General features: G+C 66.9%; 23 protein-coding genes. 17 read left to right on the top strand and 6 right to left on the bottom strand.

The annotated features are described in order from the left end of the window. Positions 1-13: 13 nt before the first annotated feature. Positions 14-1,513 carry an aldehyde dehydrogenase family protein gene (locus LG334_RS12205; RefSeq protein WP_404378466.1) on the bottom strand — a complete coding sequence of 500 codons (1,500 nt, stop codon included), beginning with the start codon at positions 1,511-1,513 and terminating at the stop codon, positions 14-16. Between the two features lie 77 nt (positions 1,514-1,590). After that, complete coding sequence (locus tag LG334_RS12200) at positions 1,591-2,259, bottom strand: GntR family transcriptional regulator (RefSeq protein WP_043644157.1); 669 nt, start codon at positions 2,257-2,259, stop codon at positions 1,591-1,593. Between the two features lie 284 nt (positions 2,260-2,543). Here LG334_RS12200 and LG334_RS12195 point away from each other — a divergent pair, with 284 nt between their 5' ends. Continuing rightward, entirely contained in the window at positions 2,544-3,404 is an 861-nt protein-coding gene (locus tag LG334_RS12195; RefSeq protein ID WP_404378464.1) for an alpha/beta fold hydrolase, read from the top strand. Positions 3,405-3,521: 117 nt separating this feature from the next. Here LG334_RS12195 and LG334_RS12190 read toward each other — a convergent pair whose 3' ends face one another. From LG334_RS12190 to LG334_RS12180, 3 genes are all read right to left on the bottom strand, one after another. Next, on the bottom strand, positions 3,522-4,067 hold the full coding sequence (locus tag LG334_RS12190) for a hypothetical protein (RefSeq protein ID WP_404378463.1): 546 nt from the start codon (positions 4,065-4,067) through the stop codon (positions 3,522-3,524). A 523-nt stretch (positions 4,068-4,590) separates the two neighbouring features. Further along, positions 4,591-5,619: a porphobilinogen synthase gene (hemB, locus tag LG334_RS12185; protein WP_404378461.1), complete on the bottom strand. Its 1,029-nt coding sequence runs from the start codon at positions 5,617-5,619 to the stop codon at positions 4,591-4,593. Beyond that, a complete protein-coding gene (locus LG334_RS12180; RefSeq protein ID WP_404378460.1) occupies positions 5,616-6,908 on the bottom strand; it encodes an O-acetylhomoserine aminocarboxypropyltransferase/cysteine synthase family protein in 1,293 nt (430 codons plus the stop codon). The genes hemB and LG334_RS12180 overlap by 4 nt, the downstream gene beginning before the upstream one ends. Before the next feature lie 230 nt (positions 6,909-7,138). Here LG334_RS12180 and LG334_RS12175 point away from each other — a divergent pair, with 230 nt between their 5' ends. From LG334_RS12175 to LG334_RS12160, 4 genes are all read left to right on the top strand, one after another. Further along, complete coding sequence (locus LG334_RS12175; protein WP_404378459.1) at positions 7,139-8,278, top strand: isobutyryl-CoA dehydrogenase; 1,140 nt, start codon at positions 7,139-7,141, stop codon at positions 8,276-8,278. Positions 8,279-8,317: 39 nt separating this feature from the next. Beyond that, on the top strand, positions 8,318-9,391 hold the full coding sequence (locus tag LG334_RS12170) for an enoyl-CoA hydratase/isomerase family protein (RefSeq protein ID WP_404378457.1): 1,074 nt from the start codon (positions 8,318-8,320) through the stop codon (positions 9,389-9,391). 76 nt (positions 9,392-9,467) lie between these two features. Beyond that, positions 9,468-10,358, top strand: coding sequence for a 3-hydroxyisobutyrate dehydrogenase (mmsB, locus tag LG334_RS12165; RefSeq protein ID WP_404378455.1), 891 nt, complete (start codon positions 9,468-9,470; stop codon positions 10,356-10,358). A gap of 159 nt (positions 10,359-10,517) precedes the next feature. Beyond that, complete coding sequence (locus LG334_RS12160; protein WP_404378454.1) at positions 10,518-10,748, top strand: DUF6898 family protein; 231 nt, start codon at positions 10,518-10,520, stop codon at positions 10,746-10,748. A gap of 111 nt (positions 10,749-10,859) precedes the next feature. Here LG334_RS12160 and LG334_RS12155 read toward each other — a convergent pair whose 3' ends face one another. After that, complete coding sequence (locus LG334_RS12155) at positions 10,860-11,312, bottom strand: MucR family transcriptional regulator (protein ID WP_404386368.1); 453 nt, start codon at positions 11,310-11,312, stop codon at positions 10,860-10,862. A 515-nt stretch (positions 11,313-11,827) separates the two neighbouring features. On the opposite strand from LG334_RS12155, the gene rpiB reads away from it, so the two are divergent. The 12 genes from rpiB (at position 11,828) to LG334_RS12095 (ending at position 22,652) form a co-directional block, all read left to right on the top strand. After that, positions 11,828-12,271, top strand: coding sequence for a ribose 5-phosphate isomerase B (rpiB, locus tag LG334_RS12150; RefSeq protein WP_404378452.1), 444 nt, complete (start codon positions 11,828-11,830; stop codon positions 12,269-12,271). A gap of 64 nt (positions 12,272-12,335) precedes the next feature. Then, positions 12,336-13,616, top strand: coding sequence for a serine hydroxymethyltransferase (gene glyA / locus LG334_RS12145; RefSeq protein ID WP_404378451.1), 1,281 nt, complete (start codon positions 12,336-12,338; stop codon positions 13,614-13,616). A gap of 81 nt (positions 13,617-13,697) precedes the next feature. After that, positions 13,698-14,150 carry a transcriptional regulator NrdR gene (gene nrdR / locus LG334_RS12140; RefSeq protein WP_404378449.1) on the top strand — a complete coding sequence of 151 codons (453 nt, stop codon included), beginning with the start codon at positions 13,698-13,700 and terminating at the stop codon, positions 14,148-14,150. 91 nt (positions 14,151-14,241) lie between these two features. Then, positions 14,242-15,330, top strand: a complete 1,089-nt coding sequence (gene ribD / locus LG334_RS12135) for a bifunctional diaminohydroxyphosphoribosylaminopyrimidine deaminase/5-amino-6-(5-phosphoribosylamino)uracil reductase RibD (RefSeq protein WP_404378448.1) — start codon at positions 14,242-14,244, stop codon at positions 15,328-15,330. Positions 15,331-15,333: 3 nt separating this feature from the next. Then, on the top strand, positions 15,334-15,939 hold the full coding sequence (locus tag LG334_RS12130; RefSeq protein WP_404378447.1) for a riboflavin synthase: 606 nt from the start codon (positions 15,334-15,336) through the stop codon (positions 15,937-15,939). A 2-nt stretch (positions 15,940-15,941) separates the two neighbouring features. Next, complete coding sequence (gene ribB, locus LG334_RS12125; protein ID WP_404378445.1) at positions 15,942-17,063, top strand: 3,4-dihydroxy-2-butanone-4-phosphate synthase; 1,122 nt, start codon at positions 15,942-15,944, stop codon at positions 17,061-17,063. Beyond that, entirely contained in the window at positions 17,063-17,518 is a 456-nt protein-coding gene (gene ribH / locus LG334_RS12120; protein ID WP_009540073.1) for a 6,7-dimethyl-8-ribityllumazine synthase, read from the top strand. The genes ribB and ribH overlap by 1 nt, the downstream gene beginning before the upstream one ends. An 11-nt stretch (positions 17,519-17,529) precedes the next feature. Further along, positions 17,530-18,102 (top strand): transcription antitermination factor NusB, encoded by a 573-nt coding sequence (gene nusB / locus LG334_RS12115; protein WP_404378443.1) that lies wholly within the window; start codon positions 17,530-17,532, stop codon positions 18,100-18,102. Continuing rightward, positions 18,099-19,124, top strand: coding sequence for a thiamine-phosphate kinase (gene thiL, locus LG334_RS12110; protein WP_404378442.1), 1,026 nt, complete (start codon positions 18,099-18,101; stop codon positions 19,122-19,124). The genes nusB and thiL overlap by 4 nt, the downstream gene beginning before the upstream one ends. A 33-nt stretch (positions 19,125-19,157) precedes the next feature. Continuing rightward, on the top strand, positions 19,158-19,625 hold the full coding sequence (locus LG334_RS12105; RefSeq protein ID WP_404378441.1) for a hypothetical protein: 468 nt from the start codon (positions 19,158-19,160) through the stop codon (positions 19,623-19,625). A 161-nt stretch (positions 19,626-19,786) separates the two neighbouring features. After that, entirely contained in the window at positions 19,787-21,508 is a 1,722-nt protein-coding gene (locus LG334_RS12100; protein WP_404378440.1) for an ABC transporter permease, read from the top strand. A 16-nt stretch (positions 21,509-21,524) separates the two neighbouring features. Further along, positions 21,525-22,652, top strand: a complete 1,128-nt coding sequence (locus LG334_RS12095) for an ABC transporter ATP-binding protein (protein WP_404378438.1) — start codon at positions 21,525-21,527, stop codon at positions 22,650-22,652. The last annotated feature ends 93 nt before the right edge of the window (positions 22,653-22,745 follow it).

Here is a 22,745-nt window from a genome sequence, read left to right as displayed (position 1 = left end):
GCGGCCGTTGGTATCAGCCCATGTTGAAGATGATGGTCTTCTTGTGGGTGAAGTGTTCCAGCATGGCCTCCAGCGAGGCCTCGCGGCCGATGCCGGACTTCTTGATGCCGCCGTAGGACAGGTTGGGCTGCACCACCAGGTTCTGGTTGACCTGCACGAAGCCGGCCTCCAGGCGCTGCGTGGCGTCCATGGCGGTGTGCAGGTCCTTGGTCCAGACGGTCGCGGCCAGGCCGAACTCGCTGTCGTTGGCGGCCTCGATCACCTGTTCGTAGTCGGTGAACTTGAAGACGCAGGTGACGGGGCCGAAGATTTCCTCGCGGCTCGGCGGGGCGTCCGGCGAGATGTCGGTGAAGATGACGGGCTGCACGTACAGGCCCTTCTTCAGCGCCGGGTCGTCGGGCAGCTGGGAGCACAGGTTGGCCGTGCCGCCGGCGTCGATGCCCTTCTGGATGTAGCCCTTCACGCGCTCCATCTGGTCGGGGCTGACGATGGTGCCGATGTCGGTTTCCTCGTCCAGCGGGTCGCCCATCTTCATGGCGTCGGCCTTGGCCTTGAGCTTCTGCACGAATTCATCGTGGATGCTCTCGTGCACGTAGATGCGGCTCGACGCCGTGCAGCTCTGGCCCTGGCGGGTGAAGCGCACGCCGGCGACCGCGCCGGCCACGGCTTTGTCCAGGTCGGCGTCGGCGAAGACGATCATGGGGCTCTTGCCGCCAAGTTCCAGCGTCACCGGGATCAGCTTCTCGGCGGCGGCCTTGGAGACGATCTTGCCGGTCTCGACGGAGCCGGTGAAGGTCACCTTGCCCACCTTCGGGTGCGCCACCAGCGGGCCGCCGCACTCGGGGCCAAAGCCGGCCAGAATGTTGAAGCAGCCCTTGGGCAGGACCTCGTTCATGATCTGGCAGACGCGGAGGACGGTCAGCGGGGCTTCTTCCGCCGACTTCACCACCACCGTGTTGCCCGCCACCAGCGCCGGAGCGATCTTCAGCGCCATCAGCATCAGCGGCACGTTCCACGGAATGATCGCGCCGACCACGCCGATGGGCTCGCGCTGGGTGACCGTCAGCATGTTGGGATTGAAGGGCACGCTCTCGCCCTTCAGCTCGCTCGCCAGGCCGCCGTAGAACACGAAGGCGTCGGCCAGCACGTTGGCTTCCACGCGGCTTTCCGTGCGCAGGGCCTTGCCGGTCTCCAGCGCGATCAGGCGGGCCAGTTCCTCCGCGTGCTCGGTCAGGCGGCGGCCGCACTCGGCGACCAGCTTGCCGCGCTCGCGGGCCGGCATCTTCTTCCACGCCTTCTGCGCGGCGGCGGCGGACTGCACGGCCCGGTCGACGTCGGCCTCGTCGCCGTCGGCGGCCTGGCCGATGACGTCGCCGGTGGCCGGGTTGACCACGTCGAAGGTCTTGCCGGAGGCGGCCTTGACCATCTCGCCGTCAATCAGGTGGAAGCCCGACAGTTCCTTGGCAAGCGCGAAGGGGTCGGTGTTCTGCTGGATGCTGCTGACCATGTTCATGGCGTTCGGGGGCCTCTTGGACGTATTCTCGTTGTGGATCAGGATGCTGCCCTAAGGGCTTGTCATGCCTTCTTTATTCAGGCCACATAGCCCGTGGGCAGGGTGGAGATGAAGTCGGTGAAGACGTCGCCCTGGACGTTGACGTGCCGGGCCATCAGGCGGCCCGCCTGGTCGGCGTCGTAGGCGAGGATGGCGTCCACCACCTCCTTGTGCTCGGACAGGCTTTCGCTGATGCGGCCCGGCCGGTTGAGCTGGTGACGGCGGTAGGGTGCGGTGCGCCGGTGCAGCGACCGGGTCATGTCCGCCAGCACCTCGTTGTGGCTGCCGTCGTAGATGGCGTCGTGGAAGACCTTGTTGGCGGCGTAGTAGCCTTCCAGGTCAGTCTTCTTCTCGAAGTCCTCGCATTCGTCGACGAATCGCTTGAGGTCGGCGCGTTCCTTGTCGCTCATGCGCCGGGCGGCGAGGCGGGCGCACATGGCTTCAAGCTCGGCCATGACCTCGAACATCTCCACCAGGCGGGGCAGGGTGATGACGGACACCACCGCGCCCTGGCGCGGGCGGACTTCCACGAGCCCCGACGCCGAGAGCTGGCGCAGGGCCTCGCGGACCGGCGTGCGAGACACCTCGAACCGGTGCGCGAGGGACTGTTCGTCGAGCCGGTCACCCGGTTTGAGGGTGCCGGCGAAAATGTCTTCCTCAAGGGCGCGGCGCAACTGGTCCGCGCGCGTTGGTGATCTTCTCGGCATGCGCGCCTGTCTTCCCTTGGTTGCGGCGGGGCCTGATGGCGCCGATCGTGCCCCGGCGTTTCGCACCGGTGGCGGCCTCTGGCGGGCGTTTGTCTGCGATCGTGCGCCGGCGCAACCGCCGGACGTTTCTCCCTGTGACCCAACTTGTATACATCAAGCAGCCTTAAAGTATCCAGCCCCTTTCCCGCACGGGCGGGTCCGGCCACTCTTGTGCCGGGGCGCGAAATTCCCGACCATCGCGTTCCACCACGCCAGCGGAACCGGGAGGAGGCGACCACATGGGCATGATCGAGACGGATGTGCGGGTCCTGCGGCCCGAGGGCTTCAAGCGCATGGCCTACACGTCCTGGGGCGACCCGCGCCGGCGCGACGTGGTTGTCTGCGTTCACGGGCTGACGCGCCAGGGCCGCGACTTCGACGCCCTGGCCGAGCGCCTGGATCACGATCTGCACCGCCGCGTGCTGTGCCCGGACGTGCTCGGCCGTGGCAAAAGCGACTGGCTGGGCGACAAGACCGGCTACACCTATCCGCTCTATCTGGCGGACATGGCGGCGCTGATCGCCCGCAGCGGCGTGGAGTCGGTGGACTGGGTGGGGACGTCCATGGGTGGGCTGATCGGCTTGATGCTGGCGGCCACGCCCAACACGCCCATTCGCCGGCTGGTCATCAACGACATCGGCCCCCTGGTCCCGTGGGACGGGCTGGCGCGCATCGGCACCTATGTGGGCGAGGACCCGCTGTTCCCCGACCGGGCGGCGGCGGAGCGGCGCCTGAGGGAGCGGACGGCCACCTACGGCCCCATGCCGGCGGAGCGCTGGCCCGCCTTTGTCGACCACTCCACGCGCCGCGATCCGCAGGGGCAGGGGCTTCGGCTGGCATATGATCCCGCCATCGCCCAGGCGTTCCAGGCCGTCGAGCCGGGGCAGCCCATCGACCTCTGGGCGCTGTGGGACCGCGTTCAGGTGCCGGTGCTGGTGGTGCGCGGCGCGCAGTCGGACCTTCTGCCGGCCGAGGTGCTGGAGGAAATGAAGCGCCGCGGCCCTGGCTGCCAGGCGGTGGAGGTTCCGGGCGCCGGACATGCACCGTGGCTGATGTCGCCCGACCAGATGGCGCCGGTACTGGATTTCCTGAAGGGCCATGGATGACGGCGTGATGCCGCGTCCCGGCGGGGGCTGGGGCGGGGTCATGGCGGCGCCCGGTAGGGAAGGCGCCGCCCGGACCCTGTCCCGCCGGAACAGGCGGTCGACAGTCGGCAGAAGGGATCAGAAGTTAAAGCCGACGCCGAGCGTGTGGTAGAAGCTGCCGTCGTCGAAGGCGTCGTCGATCTCGTCGCTGTCCTCGAAGGCGAACTGGTACTCGGTGCCCACGTAGATGAACGTGTTGCGGTCGGCGTAGTACTTCACGCCCAGCTGCGGGCCGGCGGTGAAGGTGCTGTTGACGTCCTCGCCGTAGGTGCCGCCGATGGCCGCGCCGACATAGGGCTGCCACTGGCCCAGGTCGAAGACGTACTGGCCGAAGATGCGGGTCGACGCGTTGAGCTGGTTGTCGTCGTCCGTGTCGGCGAAGGCCACGTCCTGCTGAATGCCCACGAGCACGCCGGGATACAGATACTGGCCGACGGTGCCGCTGACGCCGAAGCTGGTGGTCTCGAAGTCCTTATCGCTGGCGCCGGTGCCCGACAGGCGCAGTTCCCAGTCCCCGACGCCACGGGCGTAGCTGCCGGCTTGCATGGTGTCGATGTCCGATTGCGCAAAAGCCACACCCGGAACGATGATCGCGGCGGCCGCGAGCGCGCTGAGCATTTTCATGGGATATCTCCTTGGTTTCGAAGGCCTCAATGCCATGCGAGAAACCAATAAAGAGGGGGCTCTCGTTCCCCTTCCCAAAGTGGTAGTGTGCTTTTGCAGGAGCGAGTGTTGCAAAACGGATACACTGTTCTTGGTGGGTGTTTGCAATGTCAAGAGCGCGCGCTGCGTGTTATTTGTGACAACTCGACGCATTTGGATGAGCCGCTACCCCAATCAATCGAACAGAGCCTGATCCAGGTTATGAACGGCCGTCCCGTAACTCATTGATAATAAACAAGGGCCGCCCATCAGGGCGGCCTGTTCCGGGGCGTTTCGCTCCGTTGGTCGGTTTTTCGGGGATGGGATGGAACGCCGATCCCTCAGAGCCCAGCCGGAAATTCAGCGGCTGAGGCTGACCGAGGGATTCTTTCGCTTCGGACAGACGCCAAACGCAGTCGATGCCGGCGGCATCGGGGAGATTGGCAGCGCAGCCGAGCGGAAAAAACACCGCACAGCCGACCCGTCGGAGTTTCGGGTTGGGCTCTCAGCCGTCGCGCATCAGCCTGGCGGCTTCCTTGGCCGTGTAGGTGAGGATGGCGTCGGCGCCGGCGCGGCGGAAGGCCAGCAGGCTTTCCAGCACGGCGGCATCATTGTTCAGCCAGCCGTTGTGGACTGCGGCCTTCAGCATCGCGTATTCGCCGCTGACCTGATAGGCGAGGGTGGGCACCGCGAAGGTCTCCTTCACGCGGCGGATGATGTCCAGGTACGGCATACCCGGCTTCACCATGATCATGTCCGCACCCTCCTGCAGGTCCAGCGCTACCTCGCGCAGGGCCTCGGCGGAGTTGGCCGGGTCCATCTGGTAGGTCTTCTTGTCGCCCTTGAGCGCCCCGCCCGAGCCCACGGCATCGCGGAAGGGGCCGTAGAAGGCGCTGGCGTACTTGGCGGCGTAGGAGCAGATGCGCACATCCTCGAAGCCGGCAGCGTCAAGGCCGTCGCGGATGGCGCCGATACGGCCGTCCATCATGTCGCTGGGCGCGATGACGTCGCAGCCGGCCTGGGCCTGCACGATCGCCTGCTTGACCAGCACGGCGACGGTCTCGTCGTTCACCACGTAGTTGTTGCGGCAGATGCCGTCGTGGCCGTCGCTGTTGAAGGGGTCCAGTGCGACGTCGCAGACGATGCCGAGGTCCGGGTGGGCCTCCTTGATGGCGCGGACGGCACGGCAGACCAGGTTCTCGGGGTTGGTCGCCTCACGCCCGTCGGGGTGCTTCAGCGCCGGATCGACCGAGGGGAAGAGGGCGACGGCGGGGATGCCAAGTTCCTTGGCCTCCCCGGCCGCCTCGACCAGCAGGTCGATGGACAGGCGTTCGACCCCCGGCATGGAGGCCACCTCCTGGCGCTCCTGCTCGCCGTCGACGACGAAGCAGGGCCAGATGAGGTCGTCGGCCGTCAGGCGGTTCTCGGCCACCAGGCGGCGGGTCCAGTCATCCCGGCGCAGGCGGCGCATGCGCACCCGCGGAAAGGAACCGAAGACGGCGGTCGGGCGGCTGATGCCGGGGTCGCTGCTCACGCTTTCTCCAACGCTTGTTCCAGGTCGGCCAGGATGTCGTCGATGTGCTCGATGCCGATCGACAGACGGACATACCCTTCAGAGACGCCCGTGGCAACCTGGTCCTCCACCGACAACTGCGAATGCGTCGTGGAGGCCGGGTGAATCGCCAGGGACCGGGCATCGCCGATGTTGGCGACATGGTACAGCAGTTCCAGGCTGTCGATGAAGCGCTTGCCGGCTTCCAGGCCGTCCTTCAGCTCGAAGCCGACAAGGCCCGAGTAACCGCCCTTCATCACGGCGTCGGCGCGCTCGCGCTGCTTGCCGGAGGAGAGGCCGGGATAGATCACCTTGCCCACCTTGGGGTGCTTGGACAGGAAGTCGGCGACCTTCTGGGCGTTTTCCGAGTGCGCCTTCATGCGCAGCGGCAGCGTCTCCATGCCCTGCATGATCTGGAAGGCATTGAAGGGCGACAGGGCTGCGCCGACGTCGCGCAGCAGGGTGACGCGCGCGCGGATGATGTAGGCGATGGGGCCCAGCGGCTTGGTGGCTTCCGTCCACACCGCACCGTGATAGCTCTCGTCGGGCTTGTTCAGGGTGGGGAAGCGGTCCCCATGTGCGGCCCAGTCGAAGTTTCCACCGTCCACGATCATGCCGCCGACGGTGGTGCCGTGGCCGGCCATGAACTTGGTCAGGGAATAAACGATGATCGCCGCGCCATGGTCGAACGGGCGCACCAGATGCGGGGCGGCCGTGTTGTCCATGATGAGAGGAATGCCCAGCTCCCGCCCGATGTCGGCCACTTCCTTGATGGGGAAGACGTGCAGCTTGGGGTTCGGCAGGGTCTCGGCGTAGAAGGCGCGGGTGCGCTCGTCAGCGGCCTTGCGGAAGCCTTCCGGGTCCTCGGGGTCGACGAAGCGGACCTCGACGCCGAACTGCTTGAGCTGGTTGGCGAAGAGGTTCCAGGTGCCGCCATAGAGGTCGGTGGAGGAGACGATGTTGTCGCCCGCCGAGGCCAGGTTCATCACCGCGAAGGTCGACGCCGACTGCCCGGACGCCACGCCCAGGGCCGCCACGCCGCCCTCCAGCGCCGCCACCCGCTGTTCCAGCACGTCTACCGTCGGGTTCATGATCCGGCTGTAGATGTTGCCGAATTCCTTCAGCGCGAACAGGTTCGCCGCGTGCTCGGTCGAATCGAACTGGTAGCTGGTCGTCTGGTAGATGGGCACGGCCACCGACTTGGTGGTCTGCTCGGCGCGGTAGCCGGCGTGCAGGACGATGGTTTCGGGGCGGGCGTTCTTCATGTCCATGGTCGCGGGTATCCCCTATGGTGTTGCTGTCTCCCTGGTTGAGCAGGTAAGCCCGCGAACGCACCCCCTGTCAACAGATCATTGCTGTGCGGGGTGTGAAATTGCTTCGTAGTACAGTACTGAAAGTGGGGTTCCGTTATCGGAAGGTTGCGCTTTGACAGGTGGCGTTCGGTGTGTATGATCCTTCCTCAAAATTGTATGCAAACAAGAACATGCCGGGAGGAAGCACGATGGATTTCCTGCTGACCGAGGACCAGACGGCGTTTCAGGACGCCGCGCGCGCCTTTGCCCAGAACGAGATGGCGCCCCACGCCGCCAAATGGGACGCCGAGCACATTTTCCCCGAGGACACCCTGCGCGCCGCCGCCGAACTTGGGTTCGCCGGCATCTATGTGCGCGACGACGTGGGCGGGTCCGGCCTGACGCGCCTGGATGCCGCCGTGATCTTCGAGGAACTGGCCGCGGCGTGCCCGTCGACGGCGGCCTACATCTCCATCCACAACATGGCGTCGTGGATGATCGACCGCTTCGGCAACGACGAACAGCGGCACAAGTTCCTGCCCAAGCTCTGCACCATGGAGCACTTCGCCAGCTACTGCCTGACGGAACCGGGGGCCGGCTCTGACGCCGCCAGCCTGAAGACGAAGGCCGAGCGCGACGGTGACCACTACGTATTGAACGGCGAGAAGGCTTTCATCTCCGGCGGCGGGCGGTCGGACGTCTATGTGGTCATGTGCCGCACCGGCGAGCCGGGGCCCAAGGGAATCTCCACCCTGGTCGTTCCTGCCGGCACGCCGGGTCTGTCCTTCGGCAAGCAGGAGGAGAAGATGGGCTGGCACAGCCAGCCGACCAGCGCCGTGATCTTCGAGAACTGCCGCGTGCCCGTGGAGAACCGCCTGGGCGAGGAAGGCGAGGGCTTCAAGATCGCCATGATGGGCCTGGACGGCGGCCGCCTGAACATCGGCGCCTGCTCGCTGGGCGGGGCCCGCGCGGCCATGGAGGCGGCGCTGGAGTACACCGGCATGCGCAAGCAGTTCAACGCGCCGCTCAACAGCTTCCAGGGCCTGCAGTTCAAGATCGCCGACATGGCGACCGAGTTGGAAGCCGCGCGCCTGCTGCTGCACAAGGCCGCCTGGACGCTCGACCGCAAGGACCCCGACGCCACCCGCCTGTGCGCCATGGCAAAGCGGCTGGCGACCGACACGGGGTTCGCCGTGACCAACGAAGCCTTGCAGCTTCATGGCGGATACGGCTACATCCGCGAGTATCCCATTGAACGGATCCTGCGCGACCTGCGCGTGCACCAGATCCTGGAAGGGACCAACGAAATCATGCGCCTTATCATCTCGCGCAAGATGATCGCCGGCTAAGGGCCGGACGGCGGCAGACCAGACGGAAGAGAGGGCCGGATGTCCGAGGAAGATACCCTGTTCGAGGTCAAGGACGGGATTGGCGCCATCACGCTGAACCGTCCCAAGGCAATGAACGCGCTGACGCTCGCGCAGGTGGAAAAGATCGACCCGCAGCTGCGCGCCTGGGCCGAGGATGACGCCGTGCACTGCGTCGTCATCCAGGGCACGGGCGAAAAGGCCTTCTGCGCCGGCGGCGACGTGGTGGCGCTCTACAAGGCGGGGCAGGCGAAGGACGAGTCCTACCTCGCCACCTTCTATGCCGAGGAATACCGCCTCAACCGCCTGATGAAGATGTATCCCAAGCCCTATGTCGCGCTGATCGACGGCGTGACCATGGGCGGCGGCGTGGGCGTATCGGTGCACGGCTCCCACCGGGTGGCGAGCGAGCGCACCCTGTTCGCCATGCCGGAAACGGGCATCGGCATGTTCCCCGATGTGGGCGGCACCTATTTCCTGCCGCGCCTGCCGGGCAAGCTCGGCATGTACCTGGGGCTGACCGGGGCGCGCCTGCGGGCGGCTGACTGTTACTACACCGGCATCGCGACCCACTACGTGCCGTCCAACCGCCTGGCAGACATGGTCAAGGCCCTGGGCGAGGCGGAAACCGAGGCCAAGACGGCCGACGAGATGCAGCAGGTGGTGACGGCGGTTCTCGACATGTACCACGAGGAACCGGGCACGGCGCCGCTGGAAAAGCACCGCGCCCAGATCGACCACTGCTTCGCCGCGGACTCGGTGGAGGGCATCCTCGACCGTCTGGCCGAGGATGGCTCGGAGTGGGCGACGCAGACGGCCGAAACCATCCGCCAGAAAAGCCCGACGGCCACCAAGGTGGCATTCAAGCAGATGCAGGTGGGCGCCCAGGTGGACTTCGACCGCGCCATGCAGATCGAGTACCGCCTGTCTCAGCGCTTCATGGCGGGTCCCGACTTCTTCGAGGGCGTCCGTGCGCTGCTCGTGGAAAAGGACAACGCGCCCAAATGGATGCCGGCCGACCTTGAAGGTGTGGAGGAAGAGGCCGTCGATGCCTATTTCGCGCCGTTGCAGCAGGGCGACCTGACGTTCGACTAGGCGCCGCAAGTCAATCACAATAAGGAGCCGCCGCAGGCTCCGGGAAACGACCAGGAAAACCAGAGGAGACGACGTCATGGCGAGCATCGGTTTCATCGGCGTGGGCAACATGGGCGGTCCCATGGCCGCCAACCTTGCCAAGGCCGGCCACACCGTGAAGGCTTTCGACCTGAGCAAGGAGTCCGTGGACAAGGCCGTCGCCGCCGGCTGCGAGCCGGCCGAAACGGTCACTGACGCCGCGCGCGACGTGGACGTCATCGTCACCATGCTGCCGGCCGGCAAGCACGTGGCCCACGTCTACGAAGGCACCGACGGCGTCTTCGCCACGGCCGCGCCCGGCACCCTGATGATCGACTGCTCGACCATCGACGTCGACACCGCCCGCGCGGTCATCGCCGCCGCCGAGGACAAGGGCTTCCCCATGGTCGACGCCCCGGTGTCCGGCGGTGTCGGCGGCGCCGAGGCCGGCACGCTGACCTTCATGGTGGGCGGCACCGAAGAAGCGGCGGAGAAGGCCCGGCCGTTCCTGGAAATCATGGGCAAGACCGTGGTTCATGCCGGCGACGCGGGCAATGGCCAGGCCGCCAAGATCTGCAACAACATGATGCTCGGCATCCAGATGCTGTCGGTGGCGGAGGCTTTCATGCTCGCCAAGCGCCTGGGCCTGGACTACCAGAAGCTGTTTGACATTTCCTCCAAGGCGTCGGGCCAGTGCTGGTCGCTGACCACCTATTGCCCGGTGCCGGGTCCGGTGCCGACCTCGCCGGCCAATCGCGACTACCAGCCGGGATTCGCCACCGATATGATGCTGAAGGACCTCAAGCTGGCCCAGGATGCGGCCGGCAAGGCGGGCGCGTCGACGCCGCTCGGCGCGGCGGCCGAAAGCCTGTACCAGATGATGTCTTCCAAGGGGAACGGCGGTCTGGACTTCTCCGCCATCATCAAGATGATTGACGGCGAGATCTGAGGATGGGAAGCGGGGCACGTTCCGGTCATGCAGGACCGGAACGTGCGAATAGGGGCGCGGCTGCGACCCCGCGCCGGTCAGGCGCGTGAGGCTGCGTGCCGCGTGAACGCGGCTCTGTCGCGACAGTGTCAGAGCGCACAGTGCTTCATCGGAGCAGCAATGGCGAAGCGGCGGGAAGGCGACGTCTATCTGGAGATCGTGCAGATGGGGAACGTCTGCCGCTGCTCCGCCATCGACGCGCGCACCAACACCGAGGTCTCCATTGTCGCCCCGGCCACCTACTCACGCTACACGATGGAGCAGAACGCCATCCGCAAGTTGCGCCGGGTGCTCGCACAGGGGGACCGGCGCGGCGGTGGAGCCGGCGGAAGCGGGGGCACGGTGGTCTAGGATCGGAAAGCCCCGCCGCCCTGTCGGTCCCGCGGGACCTACCCGGAAATCGAAACGGCCGCCGCTTCAGATAGCGGCGGCCGTTTTGTTCTCTGAGCGTGGAGCCTGCGGCTATTTCGCCGCTGCCTTGCTCCGCTTCGCTGCCGTATCACCCGGCTTGCGGCCCAGGCCGATCTTTTTGGCGAAGGCCGACCGTTGCTGGGCGTAGTTGGGTGCAACCATCGGATAATCGGCTGGCAGGTTCCACTTCGCGCGGTACTCGTCGGGCGTCATGTTGTAATTGGTCCGGAGGTGGCGCTTGAGCATTTTCAGCTGTTTGCCGTCCTCCAGGCAAATGATGTAATCGGGCGTAACCGACTTCTTGACCGGCACCGCCGGCCGCGCAGCCTCTGCTGCGGCCGCCTCCGGCTTGGACAGAGAGTTGAGCGCGCCGTAGACGGTCTGAATCAATTCCGGAATTTGCGTCCCCGGCATGCTGTTCTTGCTCACATAGGCGGCAACGACGTCGACCGCCATGCGGAGCATGTCGTCACGGTTGTTTTCATCTTGCCGGGCTTCTGTCATTTCATCACCAGTTTGTTTCTTGATCCGCACGTTTTCTCGACGCGGTGACACGGTCCGTCGGCTCCGTTACAATGTGCCGACCCCACGCGCCTACCCGTCGAGTGCCCCTCGCGGTGGCTATTTTTGTTGGTTTTTAACACGCTGTCAATTGGTTGTGTCTGACGTGTCAGTAAAACATTACTTGCCCGGCGTGCAAGAGCAATAAAACCTACTTCGACACGGCAGCCGCGGCGCGATGAATTGGCCCCAGCGAGCCTGCGGTTGTCGACGGCGGCGGGCCGAATTGAGGACGTGAACGGCGTTTTCACGGTCGATACTATGGCGTCATCCTGTACTTTCGGCCAGATGCAACGGCTGGCAAGCGCCATTCCGGTCCCTTGGAACGGGCTGGGCGCGGCGGCATGGGCCGAAAGGCGTTGGGCGTCGCATGACGTGGTGGGCGTGCTGGCGTGCGGCCTCGACATATGGTAACAGTCCCGCAAAATCCCCCTGACGACCCAGCGAGACGAGCCACCATGTCCGACGACACCATCGCCATCGCCTGTGACCACGGCGGTCTGGACCTCAAGGAACTCCTCAAGAATGACCTGGAGGCGCGCGGACTGTCGGTGCTCGACCTCGGCACCAACGGCACGGAGTCGGTGGATTACCCCGACTTCGCCAACGCCATGGCCGAGACGGTCAAGTCCGGCAAGGCAGCCCGCGGCGTACTGATCTGCGGCACCGGCATCGGCATCTCCATCGCCGCCAACCGTCACCCGGAAATCCGCGCGGCGCTGGTCCACGACGCCTTTACCGCCCGTATGTCCCGTGAGCACAATGATGCCAACGTGCTGGTGCTCGGCGGGCGGACCACTGGTCCCGGCGTGGCGCAGGATTGCCTCGCCACCTTCCTCGACACCAGGTTCGAGGGCGGCCGCCATGCCCGCCGCGTCGAAAAGATGAGCCGCCCGGTCTGATCCCGGCCGTCTCATCGGCTATTTGTCTATCGTTCGTTCGCTCTTTCAAGGAACACCCGCAGCGATGTCCACCGCCACTTTCTTTGGTGCCTCCCTGGCCGAGACCGACCCCGACCTCATGAAGGCCGTCACCGACGAACTGGGCCGCCAGAAGGACCAGATCGAGCTGATCGCCTCCGAGAACATCGTCTCCCGCGCCGTTCTGGAGGCTCAGGGGTCGGTGCTGACCAACAAGTACGCCGAGGGCTATCCCGGCCGGCGCTACTACGGCGGCTGCGAGTTCGTGGACGTGGCGGAACAGATCGCCATCGACCGGGCCAAGAAGCTGTTCGGTTGCGAGTACGTCAACGTTCAGCCGCACTCCGGGGCCCAGGCCAACGGCGCCGTGATGCTGGCGCTGACCAAGCCCGGCGACACCATCATGGGCATGAGCCTGGCCGCCGGCGGTCACCTGACCCACGGCGCCGCGCCCGCCCTGTCGGGCAAGTGGTTCAATGCCGTGCAATACGGCGTCCGCCGTCAGGACGCGCTGATCGACTTCGACGAGGTCGAGCGCCTGGCGATGGAGCACAAGCCCAAGCTCATCATCGCCGGCGGCTCGGCCTATCCGCGCGTCATCGACTTCGCCCGCTTCCGCGAGATCGCAGACAAGGTGGGCGCGCTGCTGATGGTCGACATGGCGCACTTCGCGGGGCTGGTGGCCGGCGGCGCGCACCCGAGCCCGCTGCCCTATGCCGACGTGGTGACCACCACGACCCACAAGACCCTGCGCGGCCCGCGCGGCGGCATGATCCTGTCCAACAACCCCGACATCGGCAAGAAGATCAATTCCGCCGTGTTCCCGGGGCTGCAGGGCGGTCCGCTCATGCACGTCATCGCCGCCAAGGCCGTGGCCTTCGGCGAGGCCCTGAAGCCCGACTTCAAGGATTATGCCGCTCAGGTGGTCGCCAATGCCCGCGCGCTGTCCGAAGCCCTCCTGAAGGGTGGCTTGGACATCGTGGCCGGCGGCACCGACACGCACCTGACCCTCGTCGACCTGCGCCCCAAGAAGCTGACCGGCAACGTCGCCGAGCACAGCCTGGAGCGCGCCGGCATGACCTGCAACAAGAACGGCATTCCGTTCGACCCGGAAAAGCCCATGGTCACCTCGGGCGTGCGCCTGGGCACCCCGGCGGGCACCACGCGCGGTTTCGGCACGGCAGAGTTCACCCAGGTCGGCGAGATGATCGTCGAGGTTCTGGACGGTCTGGCCGCATACCCCGACGACAACAGCACCGTCGAGGGCACCGTCCGCGAGCGCGTCCAGGACCTGTGCCGGCGTTTCCCCATCTACCAGGGGATGTAAGGCGCTTCCCAGCCGGCCGCGCCGCCGCCTTCGGGCGGGCAGGGGTGGCCGGCTGGGCGCCACGAGAGGGGGACCGAGACCATGCGCTGCCCGTTCTGCGGACATGACGACACACAGGTGAAGGACTCGCGGCCGACGGAGGACAACAACGCCATCCGTCGGCGGCGGTACTGCCCGTCCTGCCAGTCCCGCTTCACGACGTTCGAGCGCGTGCAGTTGCGCGAGCTGACCGTCATCAAGCGCCACGGCCAGCGCAGCCCCTTCGACCGCGACAAGCTCACCCGGTCCATCCGCATCGCCTGCCGCAAGCGCGGGATCGACGAGGAGCGGATCGAGCAGATCGTCAACGGCATCCAGCGTCAGCTGGAAAGCAGCGGCGAGACGGAAATCCAGTCGGCGCAGATCGGCGAACTGGTGATGAAGGCGCTGCAGTCGCTGGATCAGGTGGCCTATGTCCGGTTTGCGAGCGTTTACAAGAACTTTCGCGAAATCAAGGACTTCGGCGAGTTCGTTGAAAAGCTGGGAGGCGAGTGACGCCGTGTCGTCCGGGTCTTCCAGCCGGGCCTCCGCCGGCGGCGCGGAGGGCCATGGTCTAAACGCCGCTTCGCCGCCCGATGCGCGGACCATGCACCTGCACATGGGCGCGGCCCTTGCGCTCGCGCGGCGCGGGCTCGGGCGCGTGTGGCCCAATCCGACCGTGGGATGCGTGGTGGTCAAGGACGGCCATGTCGTCGGACGCGGCTTCACCCAGCCCGGCGGCCGCCCGCATGCCGAGCCGCTGGCGCTGGAGATGGCCGGGGAGGCGGCGCGGGGGGCCGATGTCTATGTTTCCCTGGAGCCCTGCAGCCACTACGGCAAGACACCGCCCTGCGCCGACGCGCTGGTGAGGGCGGGCGTTGCGCGTGTCATTGCCGCGGCCGTCGATCCGGACCCGCGCGTTTCCGGTCGCGGCCTCGCCCGGCTGCGCGAGGCCGGGGTCGAGGTGGTGGAAGGCGTGCGTCGGGACGAGGCGGAAGCGCTGAACGCCGGATTTTTCAGCCGCGTGCGCACCGGCCGGCCCCTGGTCACCCTGAAATGCGCCACCACGCTGGACGGCCGCATCGCCCTGGCCTCTGGCGAGAGCAAGTGGATCACGGGGCCCGAGGCGCGCCGCCGCGGCCACCTCCTGCGCTGCTCCCACGACGCGATCCTCATCGGGTCCGGCACGGCACTGGCCGACGACCCGACGCTGACCTGCCGCCTGCCGGGACTGGAGGATTGTTCGCCGGTTCGCGTGGTGCTCGACGGCTCGTTGCGCCTGCCGGTAACCAGTGCGCTGGTGCGGTCGGCGAAGGCGGTGCCGCTGTGGATCGTCACCCGGCCGGGCCATGATTCCGAACGGCTGGAGGCCTTCACCGAGCACGGCGCCGAGGTCCTGGAGGCCGCCTGCGACGAGTCCGGCGCCCTGGTGCCCGAAGCCGTGCTGAACGTTCTCGGCGCGCGCGGCATCACCCGCGTTCTGGTCGAAGGCGGCGGCCGCGTGGCGGCTGCCATGCTGCGCGACGGCTGCGTGGATGGACTGGCGTGGTTCCGGGCGGGTAAGGTGATCGGTGGAGACGGCCGCGCGGCCGTCGCCGATCTGGCCCTTGACCGGTTGGCAGCAGCCCCCGATTTTGCACCGGTTTCGTTCACCCGCGTCGGCGACGACGTGCTGGAAGTTCTGGAGAAACGCTGACTCATGTTCACCGGCATCATCACCGACCTGGGGACCGTGCGCGAGCGCAAGCGTGAGCCCGGCGGGGATACCCTGTTCACCTTCGACACGTCCTACGACATGACGACGGTGGATATCGGCGCCTCCATCGCCTGCAACGGCGTCTGCCTGACCGTTATCGAGAAGGGCACCACCGGTGACCGCGGCTGGTTCACGGTGCAGGCCAGCGACGAAACCCTGTCCAAGACCACGCTCGGCGACTGGGACGAAGGCCGCCGCGTCAATTTCGAGCGGGCGCTGAAGATGGGTGACGAGCTGGGCGGCCATGTGGTCTCCGGCCACGTCGACGGTGTTGCGCGGGTGGTGGACATCCGCGGCGAGAACGAAAGCCGCCGCTACGTTTTCGAAGTGCCCGAGAGCCTGAAGAAGTTCGTCGCGCCCAAGGGCTCCGTCACGCTGGACGGCGTCTCGCTGACCGTGAACGAGGTCGAAGGCGCGCGTTTCGGCGTCAACATCATCCCGCATACCCAGGAGGTCACGACCTTCGGCACCTACAAGGTCGGCGACCCCGTCAACATGGAAATCGACATGCTGGCGCGTTACGTCGCGCGCCTTCTCGAAAAGGACTGACCGTGCCCTACAGCGAGTACCTTTCCTCCATCGAGGAAATCCTCGAGGACGCCCGCAACGGCAAGATGTTCATTCTCGTGGACGACGAAGACCGCGAGAATGAAGGCGACCTGGTGATTCCGGCGCAGATGGCCACGCCCGACGCCATCAACTTCATGGCCATGCACGGCCGCGGACTCATCTGCCTGTCGCTGACCGGCGAGCGCTGCGACGAACTGGGCCTGCCCATGATGCAGGCCCACAACCAGTCGCGCCTGGCGACCGCCTTCACGGTGTCCATCGAGGCCAAGGAAGGCGTGACCACCGGCATTTCCGCCTCTGACCGCGCGCGCACGGTGTCGGTCGCCATCGACCCGACCAAGGACAAGACCGACATCGCCATGCCCGGCCACGTCTTCCCCCTGCGGGCCCGCGAGGGCGGCGTGCTGGTCCGGGCCGGCCACACGGAAGCCGCGGTGGACGTGGCGCGGCTGGCGGGCCTGTACCCGGCGGGCGTGATCTGCGAGATCATGAACGACGACGGCACCATGGCGCGCATGCCGGACCTCATCCCCTTCGCGCAGCGCCACGGCCTGAAGGTGGGCACCATCGCCGACCTCATCGCGTATCGCCGCAAGTCGGAAAAGATTGTCCGGCGCGAGGCGGAAATGCCGTTCGCCTCCGAGTGGGGCGGCGACTGGCGAATGCTGGTCTACGTCAACGAGGTGGCCTATGCCGAGCACATCGCGCTGGTGAAGGGTGACATCACCGGCCACGAGCCGGTGATGGTGCGCATGCACGCGCTGAACGTGCTGGAGGACGTGCTGGGCGACAAGGAGAGCGGCAAGGGCCGCCAGCTCCACGTCGCGATGGAGGAAGTCGCCGAGCACGGTGCCGGCGTCGTGGTGCTGATTCGCGAACCGCTGCGCACCAGCCTCTCCGACCGCGTCCGCGAGCGCCTGGCCGGCGAAAAGGCCGACAGCCGCCTGGTGGACTACGGTGTCGGCGCGCAGATCCTGCTGGATATTGGCGTGCGCGACATGATTTTGCTGTCCAACACCCCCAAGCACATCATCGGGCTTGACGGCTACGGCCTTCGGGTGGTGGAACAGCGCCCGATCTCCGCAGACAAGGAACCGAAGTAATGGCCAGCGGTCCCCGCTTTCTCATCGTCGAGTCGCGGTTCTACGACGACATCTCCGACCAGCTCGTGAAGGGTGCCGTGCAGGAACTGACGGCGCAGGGCGCGGGCTACAAGCGCATCATCGTGCCGGGCATCCTGGAGATCCCGGCGGTGATCCGTTTTGCCGTGCGTGCCATGGAACTGCGGGCGACCGACACCCGTTTCGCCGGTTACGTGGTGCTGGGCTGCGCCATCAAGGGCGAGACCGACCATTACGAGCACGTTTGCCACCAGGCCATCGATGGCGTCCAGAAGCTGGCCCTGCAGTATTCGCTGGCCATCGGCAACGGCATCCTGACCTGCCGCACCCGTGAGCAGGCGCTGACCCGGGCGCGCGTCGACGAGAAGAACTTCGGCGGCAAGGCCGCGGCGGCGGCGCTCCGCATGATCCAGGTGAAACGCGAGATGGGCCTGTGAGCCCGGAGTCCATGACCGACACTCAAAGCAACAACGCCGATCCCCGGGCCCCGCGGCCCCGCAAGTCCCGCCTTCCCGGCGGCGGCTCGCGTCGTCGCTCGGCCGCCCGTCTGGCGGCGGTCCAGGCGCTGTACATGATTCACATCGGCGAGCAGTCGGCCGACGATGTCATCCGCGACTTCCTGGAAGGCCGCATGGGCGGCGAGGCGATCGAGGTCGACCCGGATACCGAGGAAGAGCGCGTCGCCACCCTCATCGACTTCGACCAGGAGCTGTTCGTCTCGCTGGTGCGCGGTGTGCTGGCCGAGGAGACCCGCATCGACGAGACGGTCAGCCAGTCGCTGACCTCGGGCTGGCAGTGGGACCGCATGGAAAACACGGTCCGCGAGATGCTGCGCTGTGGATCATACGAGATCATGGAGCGCGTGGACGTGCCGCCGCGTGTCGCGATCAACGAATACGTCGACGTTGCCCACGCCTTCTATGCCGGCCCCGAGACGCGGCTTGTCAACGCCGTGCTGGACCGCCTGGCCCGCGTCGTGCGCCCCAACGAGATGGAGCGGGGTCGGGACGGCGGCCGATGAGCGGCCCCGAGGGTTCCGGTGGCGGCTCCGATGGTAAGGGGCGGGGCGAGTTCGGCCTGATCGCCGAGCTGTTCGCTCCGCTCACCATCGGCCATCCCGGGGCGCTGCACCTGAAGGACGATGCGGCGATCCTGTCGCTGCCCAAGGGGTATCGTATGGTCGTCACCACCGATGCCGTGGTGGCGGGGGTGCACTTCCTGCCCGACGACCCGCCGGACCTTGTCGCGAAGAAGGCCGTGCGCGTCAACCTGTCCGACGTCGCCGCCATGGGCGCCGAGCCCATGGGCATTCTTGTCGCCGCCTGCTTCCCCAAGGATGCTGGCGAGGCCTGGATCGAGGCATTCGCGCGCGGCCTGTCGGAGGACGTCCACGCCTACAACTGCCCGGTCCTGGGGGGCGACACCGTCGCCACTCCCGGCCCCGCCACCATCACCGTCACGGCGCTCGGCTGTGCCCCGGCGGGCGGCGAGTTGCGCCGCGACGGGGCGAAGGAGGGCGATGTGCTCATGGTGACCGGCACGCTGGGCGATGCGGCGTTGGGGCTCAAGGTCTGCCGCGGCGATCCGGCCCTGGCGGGCCTGTCCGAAGCGCACAAGGCCTTCCTCATGGACCGCTACCGCCTGCCGCGCCCGCGGGTCTCGTTCGGTCCGGTGCTTTCGGGAATGGCTCGGTCGTGCCTGGATGTGTCGGACGGATTGATGGGTGATCTCAGACACATATGCGAAAATTCTCACCTGGGAGCGGAAGTCGATCTGGATGTGCTTCCGTTGTCCGACGCCGCCCGTGCGGCGCTGATTGCGGACGCGGCACTGCTCGACAGCGTGCTGTGCGGCGGTGACGACTACGAGCTGCTGTTCACCCTGCCCGATGAGCGGGTGGAGCAGGTGCGTGCTGCCGCCGTGCGCTGCGGACTGACGGCGACACCCATCGGGCGTATGGTCGCGGGGTCCGACATTTTCGTGCGGCGCGGCGCCGGCCCGTGCGAGCCCTTTGCGGGCGGCACGAGTTGGAGCCATTACTGAGCCTATTGCGGACGGCGGGGGAACGCGGGGGACATGATCAAGCTTCTGGTGGTTGTTCTGGTGCTGGTCACACTGGCCGGCGGCACCTTCACGGGCCTGACCGCCTTTGGCGTCATTCCCGACGTTCTGGGTCTGGGCATCAAGCTGGAGGACCCGCCGCCGCCGGAAGAGGTGCGGCCGCCGCCCGTGCGCCCCGAATTCGTGGAAATCGAACCGTTCATCCTGCCCGTCATCCTGGAGGGCGAGGGGCTGCGCCGGTCCATCTATTTCCACTTCCGCCTCAAGGTGCGCAAGGGCACGGCCGAGGACGTAAGGCAACACACGGTGCGCATCCAGGACGCCATGGTGCGCTACCTGCACGAGTGGATTCCCCGCTGGTTGGGCGACCATGGCGAGATAGACCTGGCAGTCATGAAGGAAAACCTCCGCACCGTTACCGGCCGGTTGGTGGGCGAGGGCGTGGTGGAAGAGGTCATGCTGCGCGCGGTGTTCGACAAGTGAGTCCGACGCCCACGATGCGCCCTCGGCTGAATACCCAAGTCCCGTGGGGTCTTGATATTGCGAATGCCTTGCACCACAGTGAGCAGGCGCGGGAAGGTGTCGGGCTCAGGCGCCGGTCCGCGCGACGGCCTCCGACGTTCTGAAGGGCTCCAGGCAGCACCGTGGCGCAAGCAACTCTCAGCGTTCCCGAATATACCGGCAAGCCAGAGGCCGGCCTGGCCGGAATCGCTCGGCGACGGGCGACCGGCAGCCGCTGGTGGGCCATCGCCGTCCTGCTGGTGGCGCTGCTGATCTCGCTGCCGGTGCTGGTCGTGGTCGGCCATGTGGGGGTGGACACCGGAGAGGTCTGGAGCCACCTGTACGACACCGTCCTCTGGCGCTACATCGGCAACTCGCTGGGGCTCATGTTCGGTGTGGGGGGCGGCGTTCTTCTGCTGGGCGTTTCCACGGCCTGGATCGTGACCATCTGCCGCTTTCCGGGCGTGCGGATGTTTGAATGGGCCCTGCTGCTGCCGCTGGCGGTGCCGGCCTACGTCATCGCCTACACCTACACGGGCCTGCTGGACTACGCCGGGCCGGTGCAGGAGGCCCTGCGGGCCGTCTTCGGCTGGCAGAGCCGCCGCGACTACTGGTTCCCCGAGATCCGGTCGCTGGGCGGGGCCATCACCATGATGAGCCTGGTGCTCTACCCCTACGTCTACATGATGGCCAGGGCCGCCTTTCTGGAGCAGTCGGTCTGCGCGCTGGAGGCGAGCAGGGTGCTTGGCTGCGGGCGCTGGCGTAGCTTTTTCCGGGTCGCCCTGCCCATGGCCCGGCCGGCTATCGTCGCCGGCACGGCCCTGGCGCTGATGGAGACGCTCAACGACTTCGGCACGGTCGATTATTTCGCCGTCGACACATTCACCACGGGCATCTACCGCACCTGGTTCGGCCTGGGCGAGCCCGCCGCCGCCGCGCAGCTGGGCGCGGTGCTGATGCTGTTCATCTTCGTCCTGGTGCTCATGGAGCGCTGGTCGCGGGGGCAGGCGGGCTACCAGCACATGAGCACCCGCATCCGCGCCCTGCCGCGCGTCCACCTGACCGGCTGGAAGATGGCCGGCGCCATCGTGGTGTGCGTCCTGCCGCTGGCCCTGGGCTTTCTGATCCCGGTCCTGGTGCTGGCCCAGTGGGCAGTCGACACCTGGTCGAACGTCATGTCCGGCGGCCGCTTCTTCGACCGCGCCGCAAACAGCTTCATCCTGGCCGGCGTGGCGGCGATGATGGCGGCGGCCGTCGGCGTTCTGCTCGCCTACGGCCAGCGCATGCGCAAGAGCCGCCTGACGCTCGCCGCCGCCCGCGTCGCCAGCCTGGGCTATGCCGTGCCGGGTTCGGTGATCGCGGTCGGCGTGCTGGTGCCGCTGACCGCCTTCGACAACGCCCTGGACCGCTGGATGGAGGCCGTGTTCGGTTTCGGCACGGGGCTGTTGCTGACCGGGTCCATCGCCGCGCTGGTCTATGCCTACCTGGTGCGCTTCCTGGCTGTATCCTTCAACGCCATCGAGGCCTCGCTGGGCAAGGTGACGCAGAACCTGGAGGGGGCGGCCCGCACGCTTGGCCTCGGGCCTTGGGCAACGCTCAAGCGCGTCCACCTGCCCATCATTCGGGGCAGCATTCTGACGGCCGCCCTGCTGGTCTTCGTCGATGTGATGAAGGAGCTGCCGGCCACCCTCATCATGCGTCCGTTCAATTTCGATACGCTGGCCGTGCGCGCCTACGAGCTGGCGTCCGACGAACGCCTGCAGGAGGCCGCACCGGCGGCGCTGGCCATCGTGCTGGTGGGCATCGTGCCCGTAGTTTTGCTGTCTGTCGCCATCGCCCGCTCGCGCCCCGGCAGCGCCCGCTGACCCCGAGGACCTCGTCATGAAGATCGCGCCCATCCGCCCCGTGCCCTTCCGCGACAAGGTCGACCCCGACAAGGCGGGGTTGGTGATGACCGAGGTTCGCCATGCCTACGAGGTCGACAAGCCGGTGGTCGACGGCGTGACCCTCGCTGTCGGGCCCGGCGAGTTCCTGTGCCTGCTGGGCCCCTCGGGCTGCGGCAAGACCACGACGCTGCGCATCGCCGCCGGACTGGAGGCGCCGACGGAAGGCGAGGTGAGGGTGGCCGGCACGAAGGTCGCGGACCCGCACACTTTCGTCCCGCCGGAGCGTCGCAATGTCGGGTTCCTGTTCCAAGACTACGCCCTGTTCCCGCACCTTACGGTTGCGGAAAACGTGGCTTTCGGGCTTGAGGGGATGTCCCGACAGAAAAAGCAGGAAAGGGCGCGGGACGTGCTTTCCCAGGTGGGCATGTCTGACTATATGCAGGTTTATCCGCACACGCTGTCCGGCGGACAGCAGCAGCGCGTCGGCCTGGCCCGGGCCCTGGCCCCGGCGCCGAAGCTGATGCTGCTGGACGAGCCGTTCTCCGGCCTCGACCGCCGGCTGCGCGATCAGGTGCGGGACGAGACGCTGCATGTCCTCAAGGATACCGGCGTCGCGACGGTGATGGTCACCCACGACCCGGAGGAAGCCATGTTCATGGCCGACAGCATCGCCCTGATGAACGGCGGCCGGATCGTGCAGATGGGGACGCCGGTGGAACTGTACTGCTATCCGAAGACGGCCTTCGCGGCCCGCTTCTTCGGAGAAGTGAACGAGTTCCGCTGGACGGTCCGGGGCGGGCGGCTGGACACGCCGCTCGGTACGCTGGACGCCGGGAACCTCAAGGACGGCACCGAGGCCGTCGTGATGGTGCGCCCCGAAGCGCTCAGGCTGACCGCCATCGAGGACGGGTCATCGCCGTCCGTCGTGGGACGGGTTCTGGCATCGCGCATGCTGGGCCGGTCCAGCCTCGTGCATCTGTCGGTCGACGTGCCGGACCGAGGCGCGGGACTGCACCTGCACGCCCGGGTGCCGGGCCGCTACCTGCCGCCGCCGGATGAACGGCTCGAGGTGGGGCTCGACGACAGTCTCGTCTTCGTCTACCCGGCGGGCGAGGCTCATTAGCAAAAACAGGCCCGCCCTGTGTGTTGCGGCGGACGGGTCTTTCTGCGATGATCCGCAAGCTTTTTTGCTGCGGCGCAGACAGTCAGCTTCGGA

This window comes from Caenispirillum salinarum (assembly GCF_044803115.1).
Classification (GTDB): domain Bacteria; phylum Pseudomonadota; class Alphaproteobacteria; order Rhodospirillales; family Rhodospirillaceae; genus Caenispirillum; species Caenispirillum salinarum_A.
Note: the sequence above shows the minus strand (reverse complement) of the source record. Positions and strands in the feature narration are given on the sequence as shown.